This is a genomic window from Roseateles chitinivorans, assembly GCF_002761755.1.
GTDB classification, from domain to species: domain Bacteria; phylum Pseudomonadota; class Gammaproteobacteria; order Burkholderiales; family Burkholderiaceae_C; genus Roseateles; species Roseateles chitinivorans.
Genome location: NZ_PEOG01000031.1, coordinates 1 through 13,003 on the forward strand (window position 1 = coordinate 1; position 13,003 = coordinate 13,003).

12 protein-coding genes and 1 pseudogene are annotated in these 13,003 nt (G+C 68.6%); 5 read left to right on the forward strand and 8 right to left on the reverse strand.

Annotated features, from left to right (window positions below; all coding sequences use genetic code 11):
* The first annotated feature begins 340 nt into the window (after positions 1-340).
* Positions 341-895 (forward strand): elongation factor P, encoded by a 555-nt coding sequence (gene efp / locus CS062_RS12815; RefSeq protein WP_091733741.1) that lies wholly within the window; start codon positions 341-343, stop codon positions 893-895.
* 104 nt (positions 896-999) lie between these two features.
* On the opposite strand, the gene CS062_RS12820 is transcribed toward efp, so the two are convergent.
* The 6 genes from CS062_RS12820 to CS062_RS12845 all read right to left on the reverse strand — a co-directional run bounded on the left by CS062_RS12820 (position 1,000) and on the right by CS062_RS12845 (position 6,315).
* Complete coding sequence (locus CS062_RS12820) at positions 1,000-1,416, reverse strand: hypothetical protein (RefSeq protein WP_099862020.1); 417 nt, start codon at positions 1,414-1,416, stop codon at positions 1,000-1,002.
* A gap of 90 nt (positions 1,417-1,506) precedes the next feature.
* Positions 1,507-2,367 (reverse strand): 2OG-Fe(II) oxygenase, encoded by an 861-nt coding sequence (locus CS062_RS12825; protein ID WP_099862021.1) that lies wholly within the window; start codon positions 2,365-2,367, stop codon positions 1,507-1,509.
* A 52-nt stretch (positions 2,368-2,419) separates the two neighbouring features.
* Positions 2,420-3,205, reverse strand: coding sequence for a peroxide stress protein YaaA (gene yaaA / locus CS062_RS12830; protein ID WP_099862022.1), 786 nt, complete (start codon positions 3,203-3,205; stop codon positions 2,420-2,422).
* Between the two features lie 100 nt (positions 3,206-3,305).
* Positions 3,306-4,658, reverse strand: a complete 1,353-nt coding sequence (locus CS062_RS12835) for a TolC family outer membrane protein (protein WP_099862023.1) — start codon at positions 4,656-4,658, stop codon at positions 3,306-3,308.
* Between the two features lie 260 nt (positions 4,659-4,918).
* Positions 4,919-5,572, reverse strand: a complete 654-nt coding sequence (locus CS062_RS12840; RefSeq protein ID WP_099862024.1) for a protein-L-isoaspartate O-methyltransferase family protein — start codon at positions 5,570-5,572, stop codon at positions 4,919-4,921.
* A gap of 47 nt (positions 5,573-5,619) precedes the next feature.
* Complete coding sequence (locus CS062_RS12845) at positions 5,620-6,315, reverse strand: TetR/AcrR family transcriptional regulator (RefSeq protein WP_099862025.1); 696 nt, start codon at positions 6,313-6,315, stop codon at positions 5,620-5,622.
* A 268-nt stretch (positions 6,316-6,583) separates the two neighbouring features.
* Here CS062_RS12845 and CS062_RS12850 point away from each other — a divergent pair, with 268 nt between their 5' ends.
* From CS062_RS12850 to mnmH, 4 genes are all read left to right on the forward strand, one after another.
* On the forward strand, positions 6,584-7,411 hold the full coding sequence (locus tag CS062_RS12850; RefSeq protein WP_099862026.1) for an undecaprenyl-diphosphate phosphatase: 828 nt from the start codon (positions 6,584-6,586) through the stop codon (positions 7,409-7,411).
* A gap of 114 nt (positions 7,412-7,525) precedes the next feature.
* Positions 7,526-8,344 (forward strand): type I methionyl aminopeptidase, encoded by an 819-nt coding sequence (map, locus tag CS062_RS12855; RefSeq protein WP_091733726.1) that lies wholly within the window; start codon positions 7,526-7,528, stop codon positions 8,342-8,344.
* Positions 8,345-8,360: 16 nt separating this feature from the next.
* A complete protein-coding gene (locus CS062_RS12860; RefSeq protein WP_099862027.1) occupies positions 8,361-11,024 on the forward strand; it encodes a [protein-PII] uridylyltransferase in 2,664 nt (887 codons plus the stop codon).
* A 4-nt stretch (positions 11,025-11,028) separates the two neighbouring features.
* Positions 11,029-12,096, forward strand: coding sequence for a tRNA 2-selenouridine(34) synthase MnmH (gene mnmH, locus CS062_RS12865; protein ID WP_099862028.1), 1,068 nt, complete (start codon positions 11,029-11,031; stop codon positions 12,094-12,096).
* An 84-nt stretch (positions 12,097-12,180) separates the two neighbouring features.
* Here the strand turns inward: mnmH and CS062_RS26900 are convergent, their stop codons facing one another.
* On the reverse strand, positions 12,181-12,588 hold the full coding sequence (locus tag CS062_RS26900) for an FKBP-type peptidyl-prolyl cis-trans isomerase (protein WP_233218038.1): 408 nt from the start codon (positions 12,586-12,588) through the stop codon (positions 12,181-12,183).
* Positions 12,562-12,906: pseudogene (locus CS062_RS26905) on the reverse strand (FKBP-type peptidyl-prolyl cis-trans isomerase); the annotation flags it as partial. The gene CS062_RS26900 and the pseudogene CS062_RS26905, both read right to left, overlap by 27 nt.
* Between the last annotated feature and the right edge of the window lie 97 nt (positions 12,907-13,003).

Consider the following 13,003-nt stretch of genomic DNA (forward strand, 5'->3'; position numbering starts at 1 on the left):
GGACTCGCCCCCTGGTCCGACGAGGCCGCGGCGGCGCTGCGCGACCTGCCGGCTGCCGCGACGCAAGCCCGGTCCTGGCGTGCGGAATTGGCCGTCCAGCCGGATTTGACCTCCCGGCTCCAGGCCTTTGCCGCGCGCCCAAGTGGCGCATGAGGGGTCTTTCGAGCTAGAATGCGCGGCTTTTCGCGTTCATGACGCGCGACCCCGCGAACGTCCGCAAGGCCGCTCGGGCCGACACACCGGCCACGGGAATCGCCGCGGAGCGCCTCACACCGCCGGAACAGTTCGGATCTCCAAGCATCCAAGTGACTGTGCCCGGACCCAATCTCCCGGAATCATCATGAAGATCGCTCAAGAAATTCGCGCCGGCAACGTGATCATGCACGGCAAGGACCCCATGGTCGTGCTGAAGACCGAATACAGCCGCGGTGGCCGCAATGCCGCGACGGTGCGCATGAAGCTGAAGAGCCTGCTGAACAACTCCGGTACCGAAGTCGTCTTCAAGGCCGACGACAAGATGGACCAGATCATCCTCGACAAGAAGGAGTGCACCTACTCCTACTTCGCCGACCCGATGTACGTGTTCATGGACACCGAGTACAACCAGTTCGAGGTCGAGGCCGAGAACATGGGCGACGCCATCAACTACCTGCAGGACGGCATGGAAGTGGAAGTGGTGTTCTACGACGGCAAGGCGATCTCGGTGGAACTGCCGACCAGCGTCGTGCGCGAAGTGACCTGGACCGAGCCGGCCGTCAAGGGCGACACCTCGGGCAAGGTCCTGAAGCCCGCCAAGATCGCCACCGGTTTCGAGATCCCCGTGCCCATCTTCGTGGCCCAGGGCGACAACATCGAAATCGACACGCGGACCCACGAGTACCGCAAGCGCGTCTGAGCGACGACAGAGCCGGCGACGGCTCTTCGCCAAACAAGAAAGCAGCCCGAGGGCTGCTTTTTTGTGTCCGCGTCGACGCTCGACGCTCAGGCTCGGGCCGGAATTCAGGCGGCAGCCTGGCGCGCCTTGCTCTTCTTCGACTTGGCCGTGGCCAGCTTCTTCGACCCGGTCTTGCCCGACGACGACGCATGCTGCGCCGTCTGCTTGGTGCCGGACTTCCTGGCACCCGACTTCTTCGCAGTGGCGTGCTGCTTGCTGCCGGACTTCGTCGTCTTGCCAGCGGTCTTCCCTGCCGCCTTGTGGCGGGTGCTGGACTTGGTCGACTTTGCCGACTTCGCGGGCTTGTCCGGCGTCGTGGCCTTCGCAGCCGGCGCCGCGGCGGGCGCGGCCATGTCGGCATGCGCGGCGGGGATCGGCGCCGTGGCCGGCGGGACCGGCTGGGGCTGCGTCTGCGGCTGGCCTTGCGCCTGCGCGAGGGTGCTCAGCAGCACGGTGCCCAGGGCGGCGATCAACGACTTCATGAGGATGTCCTTCTTCGAGGCGCGCCGGCGCGCGGGCCAGCGCTCATGGGAATGAGCGGCGAGTCTAGCCGCGCGCCGGTCAAGACCGCGTCAAACGAACTCGCCCTGACGTAACCATTTGGTGGCGACCCACTTCTCGCCCTCGACGACCGGCGCGCCGCCATGCAACGTCAGCGTGCTGGGATCGGGCCGGTCATAGCTGAAGAAGACCGCATTGCCCTTCTGGGCCATGACGTCGAGCTTGATGTCCGGGAAAACCGTCGCGCCACCACGCGTCGGCGTGTTCAGGTACATCACCAGGGTCGCGACGCGCTGGCCGCCGCGCTCCAGGATCGCCTTGCTGCTGGCGTGCCGCGGGTCGAAGTAGTCGTAATGCGGCTGGTACTCGGCGCCGACACGGTAGCGCAGCACCTGCAGGCCCTCGCCGTTGCGCAGCGGCCAGTTCAGCAGCGTCGCGATGCGACGCTCGATGCGGGCGACCACCTCGTTCTCCCCGCGCTCGAAGAACATGCCTTCGCTGGTGCGCGCCGAGTTGACCTCGCTGCCCTCCCGCTGGGCCGCCACGGTCTCCGATCGCGCCAGCCGTGCACCGGCCGCGGCCACCATCGCGTCGCACTCCTGGGCGCTCAGCAGGTTGCCGAACACGATCACCCGCGGCCGTTGCAGCGCCATCAGGATCTCGACGCGGTGGCCATCGGGCAGCAGCACGCTGCGCTGGTCGCTGAGGTCGGGCTCGGGCAGCGAGCCCGGCTCGACCACCGGCTCGGGCAACTCCGGCAAGGTCAGCGGCGGCTCGAAGGGCCGGTGCTCGGCCAGCGCCTGCTGCGCCATGTCGGGTTGCCAGCCGCTGGTCAGCATGGCCTGGTACAGCGCCTCGCGGGTGATGCCATTGCGCAACTGCGCGGCCACCCAGTCGCGCAGTTCCGGCGTGAGGTATTGCGAATTGCTCATGGTCGCACGGTATCAAAGTGAGCGGTGTCTGCCTGTATCCCGGTGTGCCAGCTCAGTCGGCGATGCGGCGGCGGAACACCAGCCGATCGGGCTCGCTGGCCTCGGGCGCATAGGCGTAGCCGTCCACCGCGAAATCCTGCAGCCCCGCTGGCGTGCCGATCCGGTGCTGGATCGCATACCGGGCCATCAAGCCGCGGGCGCGCTTGGCGAAGAAGCTGATGATCTTGTAGCGACCACCCTTCCAGTCCTCGAACTGGCACTCGATGACCCGCGGCTTCAGCACCTTGCGTGCGGCGGCCTTGAAGTATTCCTGCGAGGCCAAGTTCACGATCACCGGGGCCGACAGCTGCGCGCTCTGCGCGTTCAGGTGTTCGGCGATGGTGTCGCCCCAGAAGGCATAGAGGTTGCCGCCGCGCTCGTTCTTCAGCGCCGTGCCCATTTCGAGCCGGTAAGGCTGCAGCCGGTCCAGCGGCCGCAGCACGCCGTAGAGCCCCGAGAGGATCGCCAGGTGGCGCTGCGCCCATTGCAGGTCGTCGATCGACAGCGTCGCGGCCTGCAGGCCGTCGTACACGTCGCCGTTGAATGCGAGCACGGCCGGCTTGCTGTTCCGGTCGGTGAAGCGGGTCGACCAAGCGTGGTAGCGCGCCACATTCAAGGTCGCCAGCGCCTCGGAGATGTCCATCAGGCCGCCGATGTCGGCCACCGTCTTCGTCTTGAGGATCCCGATCAACTCGGCCGCCTGCGGCACGAACTGGGGACGGCCCGCCAACGCGGCCAGCGCCTCGGGCGTCGGGGTGTCGTAGTCCAGGGACTTCGCGGGGGAGATCACATACAGCATGGGGGCGGATTGTCGCGCGTCCGGCACGCAAGACCTGTCACCAGGCCGCCAGATGAACGAAGGCCGCCCAGGGGCGGCCTTCATCGACGCTGGGCGGCGATCAGCGGGCGAGCAGCGCGTTGATCGCGGTCACGTCCTCGGGACGCAGCTGGCCCGACGCCTGGCGCAGCTTGAGACCATTCACCAGCACGTCATAGCGGGCCTTGGCCAGGTCGCGCTGCGTCGTGTAGAGCTGGGTCTGCGCGTTCAGCACGTCCAAGTTGACCCGCACGCCGACCTTGTAGCCAAGTTGGGTGGCCTCCAGCGCCAGCTTCGACGAGGCCTCGGCCGCCTCATAGGCCTTCACCTGCGCCTGCAGCGACTGCACGCCGAAGAACGCGCGCTTGGTGCCTTCCTCGACACTGCGGCGGGCGAAGTCCAGGTCGTTGCGGGACTTCTCCTCCAGCGCGACCGTCTCCTTGATGCGATTGGTGATCGCGCCGCCGCTGTAGATCGGCATGTTCAGCGCCACGCCGACCGACGCGTTCTTGAGGTTGCCGGTGTACTGCACGCCCTCGCCGGTGGAGCGCTGCACGCCCAGCTGCGCGGTCAGGTCGACGGTCGGCAGGCGCGCGCCCTTGGCGCGTTCGATCTCGTAGCGGGCGATGTCCAGGCCCAGCTGGGCCTTGCGGATCGCCGGATGACCGCCCTCGGCCTGGCTGACCCAGGGATCGACCGTCGACGGCGCCACCGGCGGCAGCACCACTGGCACGGCCAGCGGACGCGGCTCGACACCGACGCGACCCACCAGCTGGTCCAAGGTGACGCGCTTGACGCGCAGGTCGTTGTCGGCCGCCAGTTCCTGCGCGGTCGCCAGGTCGTAGCGCGCCTGCGCCTCGCGGGTATCGGTGATGGTGGCGGTGCCGACCTCGAAGTTGCGCTTGGCCGAAGCCAGTTGCTCCGCGATCGCGGCCTTGTTGGCACTCGAGGTGGCGAGCGTGTCCTTGGCCGCCAGCACGTCGAAATAGGCTTGCGCGACGCGGACGATCAGGTCCTGCTCGGCAGTGGCGAGATCCGACTCGGCCACATCGACGCCCAGGCGGGCCTGGTCGATGGAGCCCTGGTTGGGACGGTTGAAGACGGCGTACTTGGCATTCAGCCCGGCGTTGGTGACCGTGTTGCCGAAGCGGTCGCGCTGGCCGCCGCTGCCGGGCGGATCGAGTTCCGAGCGCGTCGCGCTGACGCCGACGCCGACCGAGGGACGCGCCAGCGCCAGGGCCTGGCCGTAGCGGTATTGCGCCGATTCCGCCGTCGCGCGCGCCGCCAGGTAGGTGGCGTCGTAGGCGCGGGCCGCGTCGTACAGCTCTTGCAGACTCTGTGCCTGGGCCGCCCCAGCCATCAGCGCGAGCGCCGCGGCCAGAAGCTTGACCCGCGGCAGGCGGGCGGTCGGAGACGTACGGCGTTCAGCGGCCATGAGGCTTCCTCGTATCGATGTGATGTTCTTCGGAGCGATCCAACTGCGGACCGGCCGCGGGGGTGCCGCGGCCGGGGTCCAGTTCCTGGGCACCCCGCCCGGTCGATCGCCGTCGACCGGGCCCGGGTGCCGCGGGCGAGGTTATAGATCACCTCGCCCTCCTGTCTCGAAAGAAATGCGACGACTTGCAGTCTTCGCATACCGTGACGGCAATAACGCGCGATGGGCTGCCAGCGCCCGGCCCGCCGCGCGCCGTCCGCTCAGAACGTGAAATGCGATCCGGTGTCGAAACCGTCCAGGCGCTGGACCACGGTCTCGAACAGGTTCTTCGTCGTGAATTCGCGCTCGCCGGTGCGGGTGATGATGCGGGCGCTCATGGCCGGCTCGTCGCCGACGATCAGGCCCATGCGGCCACCGATCTTGAGCTGGTCCAGCAGCGCCTGCGGCGCCTGGGGCACCGAGCCGGACAGCAGGATCACGTCGAACGGCGCCTCGCCGGGCAGGCCCTTGACGCCGTCGCCCTCGACCACCGTCACGTTCAGCACGCCGTTGCGGCGCAGCGCGTCGCGGGCGGCGCCGGCCAGCGCCGGGTCCTTCTCGACACTGAAGACCTGCTGCGCCTTGTGGCCCAGCAGCGCGGCCATGTAGCCGCTGCCGGTGCCGATCTCGAGCACCTTCTCGTGGCGCTCGACCTGCAGTTCCTGCATCCAGCGGGCCTCGACCCGCGGGGGCAGCATCTTCTGCCCGCCGGCCAGCGGCAGCTCGACATCGGTGAAGGCCATGTTGCGATAGGCGGCCGGCACGAAATCCTCGCGCTTGACCACGGCCAGCAGGGCCAGCACCGAGGGATCCAGCACATCCCATGGCCGGATCTGCTGTTCGATCATGTTGAAGCGGGCTTGTTCGAAGTTCATGTTCAGTCCTCTGGCGGCCCCCTGGCGCGCCGAATGCGGGCGGTATTCTAGGCGGGCGACCGGGCAGGAGCCGGATTGCGCGGGCGGTTGAGGAGTCCCTCGAACATCAGCTCGAGCTGCAGCGACAGCACCTGCTCCGGCGTGCACTTGTGGTCGTGGGTCACGCCGGCGGCGCCGATCGAGTGCTCATGCAGCACCAGATGCAGCATCGGCCCGATGAGCACCATCACCGCCGCATCCGGATCGACCTCGCGGAACTCGCCGGAGGCGATGCCCCGGCGCACCACTTCGGCCAGCAGCTCGCAGCTGGGTTCGATGACCTCGTCGTTGTAGAACGCGGCCAGCTCCGGGAAGTTGCGGGCCTCGCTCATCATGATCTTGTGGATGCCGCCGGCTGGCGTCAGCCCCAGACGCTCCCACCAGGTCCACAGCATCCAGGTCAGCAGGTCCGCCATCGAGCCCTGGTGCTTGGCGAGTTCCGAGTTCCCCTCGGCGATCTTGCTGGCGAGAGCCTCCCGCACCACCGCCTTGAAGAGCTCCTCCTTGGAGGGGAAGTAGAGGTAGAGCGTTCCCTTGGAGACCCCCGCCTTGGCGGCCACCTCCTCCGAACGGGTGGCGGCGAAGCCCTTCTCGACGAACAGCGACAGCGCGGCTTCGAGCAACTCCTGCGGTCGCGCCTCCTTGCGCCGCTGTCGGGCGGAGGACGGCGCCGGGCTGTCGGTCTTGGCGGGAGCGCGAGGCATGGGGATGGAGGACTGCTAACTGACTAACCGGTCAGTAATGTAGCGGCGCGCTTTCCAGCCGGTCAAGCGCGCCTTTCCCGCCCCGCGAAGCGTCCCCTGGCAAGGGGTCCCCTGGGGAGGCGACGCCGCCGAGGCGCCATCCTCACACGCTCCTCACGCGGAAGCGCCCAAGCGGGTGCTGCACTGCGGCAAACCCTGTCCGGTGCAGGGCTATGATCCGCGCCGACCGTCTCCGGACCCGAGCGAGGCGGCATTCTGGAGTCGTAGTTTGGACACTGTGCTGCTGATCAAGGCCGCGATCATGGGGATCGTGGAAGGCCTGACCGAATTCCTGCCCATCTCGTCGACCGGCCACCTCATCCTGACGGGCGCGCTGCTGGGCGGCTTCGAGGACGCCCGGGGCAAGGTCTTCGACATCGCGATCCAGACCGGCGCGATCCTGGCGGTGATCATCGTCTACTGGCAGCGGCTGCGCGACACGGCCGCCGGACTGGGCAGCGACGTCCGCGCGCGCCGCTTCGTCGTCAATGTCGCGATCGGCTTCCTGCCGGCGGTGATCCTGGGCCTGCTGTTCGGCAAGGCGATCAAGGAACACCTGTTCACGCCGGTCGTCGTGGCCAGCACCTTCATCATCGGCGGCGTGATCATCCTGTGGGCGGAGCGCCGCCAGCAGAGCGCCGTCCGCATCCACGAGGTCGACGACATGAGCCCGCTGGATGCGCTCAAGGTCGGCCTGGTGCAGTGCCTGGCGATGGTGCCGGGCACCAGCCGCTCAGGCGCCACCATCATCGGCGGCATGCTGCTGGGCCTGTCGCGCAAGGCGGCGACCGACTTCAGCTTCTTCCTGGCGATCCCGACGCTGATCGGCGCCGGCCTGTACAGCCTGTACAAGGAGCGCTCGGTGCTGTCGACTGGCGACATCCCGCTGTTCGCGGTCGGCCTGTTCTTCTCGTTCGTCAGCGCCTGGATCTGCGTGCGTTGGCTGCTGCGCTACATCGCCAGCCACAGCTTCGTGCCCTTCGCCTGGTACCGGATCGCCTTCGGCATCGTGGTGCTGGTCACCGCCTACACCGGCCTGATCGTCTGGGCCGAGTGAGCACCGCCCGGCCGGGCACGGCGCCAAGCTGACGCGCCGATGACGCGTTCCCCCGCACCGGGAACGCGCCTGCCCCCTGCGAGGGGATGCCCGAGCGCCTAAAATGCCGGCCTTATGACCATCACGATCAAGACCGGCGCCGACATCGACGCCATGCGCATCGCCGGCCGTCTGGCGTCCGAGGTGCTGGACATGCTGACGCCGCACGTCAAGCCGGGCGTCACCACCGACCACCTCGACAAGCTGGCCCACGACTACATCGTGAATGTCCAGCAAGGCATCCCCGCCCCGCTGAACTACCAGCCGCCGGGCTACACGCCGTACCCGAAGTCGATCTGCACCTCGATCAACCACCAGGTCTGCCACGGCATCCCCAACGACCGCCCGCTGAAGAACGGCGACATCGTCAACATCGACGTCACCGTCATCAAGGACGGCTGGCATGGCGACACCAGCCGCATGTTCGTCGTCGGCGAGGGCTCGATCGCGGCCAAGCGGCTGTGCTCGTTCACCTACGACGCGATGTGGAAGGGCATCCAGAAGGTCAAGCCCGGCGCCCGCCTGGGCGACATCGGCCATGCGATCCAGACCTTCGCCGAGAACGCCGGCTTCAGCGTAGTGCGCGAGTTCTGCGGCCACGGCATCGGCCAGAAGTTCCACGAGGAGCCGCAGGTGCTGCATTACGGCCGCCCGGGCACGCTCGAGGAACTGGTGCCGGGCATGGTCTTCACGATCGAGCCGATGATCAATGCCGGCCGGCGCGAGATCCGCGAGATGGGCGACGGCTGGACCATCGTCACCAAGGACCGCTCGCTGTCCGCGCAGTGGGAACACACGGTGCTGGTCACCGAGACCGGCTTCGAGATCCTGACGCAATCGGCCGGAACGCCGCCGCCGCCGGCCTTCGTCGCGCCCCAGGCCGTCCCGGCCTGATCCCGGCGGAACGCCCATGAACGCCAGGACGCCCGGCGAGGTCGGTGCTTCGCCGGCCTTGCCGCCCCCTGAGGCCGCCCCGCTGACCGTCGCCGAGCTGCGCCAGCGCTTCAAGGCCAGCAAGCAGCAACTCCTGGAAGACTTCGCGGCCGCCAAGGCCAGCGTCGCCGCCGCCACGCGGCTGATGCGCCTGCTGGCCCGGCATGTCGACGGGACGCTGCAGGCGCTCTGGACGCATTCGGGCATCGCCGCCGCGGCGCCCGACGCCGCGCTGGTCGCCGTCGGCGGCTACGGTCGCGGCGAGCTGTTCCCGCACTCGGATGTCGACGTGCTGGTGCTGCTGCCCGACACGCTGCCGGGCGGCCTCCTGCCGGACCAGCCAGGACCGCTGAAGCAGGCGATCGAGGCCTTCATCACCGCCTGCTGGGACATCGGACTGGAGATCGGCTCGTCGGTGCGCACCGTCCGCGAGTGCCTGGACGAAGCCGCCGGCGACGTCACCATCCAGACCGCGCTGCTCGAGTCGCGTTGGCTGGCCGGCTCGCGATCGCTGGTCAAGCGCTTCGACAAGGCCTTCCGCGAGGCGGTCGATCCGCGTGCCTTCATGCGCGCCAAGACGCTGGAGATGCGCCAGCGCCACACGAAGTACGAGGAAACGCCCTACGCCCTGGAGCCCAACTGCAAGGAGAGCCCCGGCGGCCTGCGCGACCTGCAGGTGCTGATCTGGATCGCTCGCGGCGCGGGCCTGGGCAGGACCTGGTCGCAGCTGGCGGCCAAGGGCCTGATCACCCCCTTCGAGGCCCGCCAGCTGCTGCGCAACGAGGGCGTGCTCAAGAGCATCCGCTGCCAGCTGCACCTGGCGGCGAAGCGGCGCGAGGACCGGCTGGTCTTCGACCTCCAGACCGCGGTGGCCGAGCGCTTCGGCTACGAATCGACCCGCTCGCTGCGCGCGTCCGAGAAGCTGATGCGCCGCTACTACTGGGCGGCCAAGGCGGTGACGCAGCTGAACCAGATCACGCTGCTCAACCTGGAAGAGCAGATCAACGGCACGCGCGACAACGAGCTGCGCCCGGTCAACGCGCGCTTCCTGGAACGCAGCGGCATGCTGGAGATCGCCACCGACGACCTCTACGAGCGCGAGCCGCATGCGATCCTCGAGACCTTCCTGATCTACCAGCAGACGCCCGGCATCAAGGGGCTGTCGGCCAAGACGCTGCGCGCGCTCTACAACGCGCGGGGGCTGATGAACAGCGCGTTCCGGCGCGATCCGGCCAACCGCGCGATGTTCATGCGGGTGCTCGAGGAGCCGCAGGGCCAGACCCATGCCTTCCGGCTGATGAATCAGACCTCGGTGCTGGGGCGCTACCTGTGGGTGTTCCGACGCATCGTCGGACAGATGCAGCACGACCTGTTCCACGTCTACACGGTGGACCAGCACATCCTGATGGTGCTGAGGAACATCCGGCGCTTCTTCATCCCCGAGCACACCCACGAGTACCCGTTCTGCTCGCAGCTGGCGGCGCAGTTCGACCGGCCCTCCCTGCTCTACATCGCGGCGCTGTTCCACGACATCGCCAAGGGCCGCGGCGGCGACCACTCGGACCTTGGCGCGGACGAGGCCCGGCGTTTCTGCCGCGCGCACGGCCTGCCCAAGGCGGATGCGGCGCTGGTGGTGTTCCTGGTCGAGCACCACCTGACGATGTCGCGTGTCGCCCAGAAGGAGGACCTGTCCGACCCCGAGGTCATCCAGCACTTCGCGCAGCTGGTGAAGGATGAACGGACGCTGACGGCGCTGTACCTGCTCACCGTCGCCGACATCCGCGGCACCGGCCCCAAGGTCTGGAACGCCTGGAAGGGCAAGCTGCTCGAGGACCTCTATCGACTCACGCTGCGCGCGCTGGGCGGGGCGAAGCTGAACATGGCGGCCGAGATCGAGGCCCGCAAGCAGGAAGCGCGGCAGGAGCTCGCGCTGAAGGCGCAGCTGCCGGGCACCGAGGACGCGCTGTGGAAGACGCTGGACCTGAGCTACTTCGCGCGCCATGACGCGCCGGACCTGGCCTGGCATGCCCGGGTGCTGTGGCGGCACGTCGAGAGCACGGCGCCGGTCGTGCGCGCGCGGCCGTCGCCGGTCGGCGAGGGCCTGCAGGTGCTGGTCTATGCGAAGGATCAGCAAGACCTGTTCGCGCGGATATGCGGCTACTTCGACGGCGCGGGCTTCAACATCCTGGACGCCAAGGTCCACACGACGCGCAGCGGTTACGCGCTCGACACCTTCCAGGTCATCGCACCGGAACTCGACCTGCACCACCGCGACCTGACGGCGCTGGTGGAATCCAAGCTCGGCCAGGCGCTGGTCGCGCAGGGGCCGCTGCCGGAGCCGCGCAAGGGCCGGCTGTCGCGCCGGGTGAAGAGTTTCCCGTTCACGCCGCGCATCTCGCTTCGCCCTGACGAGCGGGCGCAGCGCTGGCTGCTGTCGGTCAGCGCGACCGACCGCGCCGGCCTGCTGTATGCGATCGCGCGCGTGCTGGCGCGGCACGGCATCAACCTGCAGCTCGCCAAGGTCTCGACCCTGGGCGAGCGCGTCGAGGACACCTTCCTGCTCGACGGCGCGGCGCTGCAGCTGAGCCGGATGCAGCTGCAGATCGAGGGCGAGCTGCTGGACGCGCTGTCGGTGCAGTGACGCGATGAGCCAGTACCACGTCATCCCGTCGGCCGAGGCCTTCGCGCGGCTCGACGGTTTCAGCACGGTCATCGACGTGCGCTCGCCGGCCGAGTTCGCGGAGGACCGCCTGCCTGGCGCGGTGAACTGGCCGGTGCTGGACAACGACGAGCGCCGCATCGTCGGCACGCTCTACAAGCAGGACCCGCTGGAGGCGCGCAAGGTCGGCGCCGCCATCGTGGCGCGCAACATCGCCGGCCACCTCGACGCGAACCGGGCGCTGATGCAGAAGCATTGGCGGCCGCTGGTCTATTGCTGGCGCGGCGGGCAGCGCTCGGGCGCGATGAACTGGTTCCTGAACCAGATCGGGTTCAAGTCGCTGCAGCTGGTCGGTGGCTACAAGGCCTTCCGTGGCGAGGTGATCCGGACGCTGGCCGAGCTGCCGGCGCGCTTCGATTTCGTGGTGCTGTGCGGCCGGACCGGTTCCGGCAAGACGCGGCTGCTGCAGGCGCTGTCAGGTGCGGGCGCGCAGGTGCTCGACCTGGAAGCGCTCGCGCGTCACCGCGGATCGGTGCTCGGCGCCCTGCCCGACCAGCCTCAGCCGAGCCAGAAAGCCTTCGACACGGCGCTGTGGCAGGCGATGGTCCGCCTCGACCCGACGCGGCCGGTCTTCATCGAAAGCGAGAGCCGCAAGATCGGCGGCGTCCAGTTGCCGGAGCCGCTGCACCTGCGCCTGCGCCAGCACGGGCGCTGCGTGTGGATCGACATGGCCGAGGCCGGCCGGGTCGAGCTGCTGCTGGAGGACTATGCGCACTTCCTTGCCGAGCCGGAGGCGTTCAACGCGCTGATCGGCGGGCTGGTCGCGCTGCGCGGCCGCGAGCGGGTGCAGCGCTGGCAGGCGATGGCGCGGGAGGGCCACTGGGTGGCCGTCTTCGGCGAGCTCATGCGGGATCACTACGACCCGGGGTATGAGCGCTCCTTGACCAATCACTTCCCCGGGCTGGCGACAGCGCCGCGCATCGCGTTGCGCGATGGCAGCGAGGCGGAGACTGCGAAAGCAGCCGCGGAGTTGCTCGCGATCGCTCAGCCTTGAAGCCCTGCGGTTCGGGACTGCCCTCGCCGCCAGCCCTCACCGCTGCCCTCTCCCGCAAGCGGGAGAGGACGTCGGAAGCACCGATCAGACGGCCAGCAGTTCCACTTCGAACAGCAGCGTCGCATGCGGCGGAATCACGCCGCCGGCGCCATACGCCCCGTACCCGAGTTCCGACGGAATCACGAGGAACCGGGTCCCTCCGACCTTCATGCCCTGCACGCCCTCATCCCATCCCTTGATGACCTCCCCGGCCCCGAGGTGGAAGCGGAACGGATCCCTGCGGTCCTTGGACGAATCGAACTTGCGCCCCCGCTGACCATCCTTGTAGAGCCAGCCGGTGTAATGCACGGTGACGCGCTTCCCGGCCTCCGCGACGGCGCCCTCGCCGGTCGTGACGTCCTCGAACTCGAGGCCGCTGGCGGTCTTGGTGAGTTGGTTGAGCGTGATCGGCTCGGCGCCACCGGACACGCCCAGCAGTTCCACCTCGAACATCAGGGTGGCATTCGGCGGGATCACGCCGCCCGCGCCGCGCGCGCCGTAGCCGAGCTGGGGCGGGATGACGAGGACACGGGTCCCGCCGACCTGCATGCCTTGGACGCCTTCGTCCCATCCCTTGATGACCATGCCGCCATCGAGTTCGAACTCGAACGGCTCGCCGCGGTCCTTGCTGGAGTCGAACTTGGCGCCTTTCTGGCCGTCCTTGAACAGCCAGCCGGTGTAATGGACCTTCACGTCCTGGCCGGCGCGGGCGGTGGCGCCGGTGCCGGGCGTGGTGTCGTCGTATTGCAGGCCGCTGTCGGTCGTTTTCATCGAAGGATTCCTTGAGAGGGGGATGTCCGCGGACATCGGGAACGCAAAGGCGTGATCATGCCAGCCGCCGGCCTGCCTGGCCGCACCCGGGGTCACG

What these genes read in the sequence shown, in the direction of transcription:
- efp (WP_091733741.1), top strand. Translation starts at nt 341, where the DNA reads ATGAAGATCGCTCAAGAAATTCGCGCCGGCAACGTGATCATGCACGGC.
- CS062_RS12820 (WP_099862020.1), bottom strand. Translation starts at nt 1,416, where the DNA reads ATGAAGTCGTTGATCGCCGCCCTGGGCACCGTGCTGCTGAGCACCCTC.
- CS062_RS12825 (WP_099862021.1), bottom strand. Translation starts at nt 2,367, where the DNA reads ATGAGCAATTCGCAATACCTCACGCCGGAACTGCGCGACTGGGTGGCC.
- yaaA (WP_099862022.1), bottom strand. Translation starts at nt 3,205, where the DNA reads ATGCTGTATGTGATCTCCCCCGCGAAGTCCCTGGACTACGACACCCCG.
- CS062_RS12835 (WP_099862023.1), bottom strand. Translation starts at nt 4,658, where the DNA reads ATGGCCGCTGAACGCCGTACGTCTCCGACCGCCCGCCTGCCGCGGGTC.
- CS062_RS12840 (WP_099862024.1), bottom strand. Translation starts at nt 5,572, where the DNA reads ATGAACTTCGAACAAGCCCGCTTCAACATGATCGAACAGCAGATCCGG.
- CS062_RS12845 (WP_099862025.1), bottom strand. Translation starts at nt 6,315, where the DNA reads ATGCCTCGCGCTCCCGCCAAGACCGACAGCCCGGCGCCGTCCTCCGCC.
- map (WP_091733726.1), top strand. Translation starts at nt 7,526, where the DNA reads ATGACCATCACGATCAAGACCGGCGCCGACATCGACGCCATGCGCATC.
- CS062_RS12860 (WP_099862027.1), top strand. Translation starts at nt 8,361, where the DNA reads ATGAACGCCAGGACGCCCGGCGAGGTCGGTGCTTCGCCGGCCTTGCCG.
- mnmH (WP_099862028.1), top strand. Translation starts at nt 11,029, where the DNA reads ATGAGCCAGTACCACGTCATCCCGTCGGCCGAGGCCTTCGCGCGGCTC.
- CS062_RS26900 (WP_233218038.1), bottom strand. Translation starts at nt 12,588, where the DNA reads ATGTTCGAGGTGGAACTGCTGGGCGTGTCCGGTGGCGCCGAGCCGATC.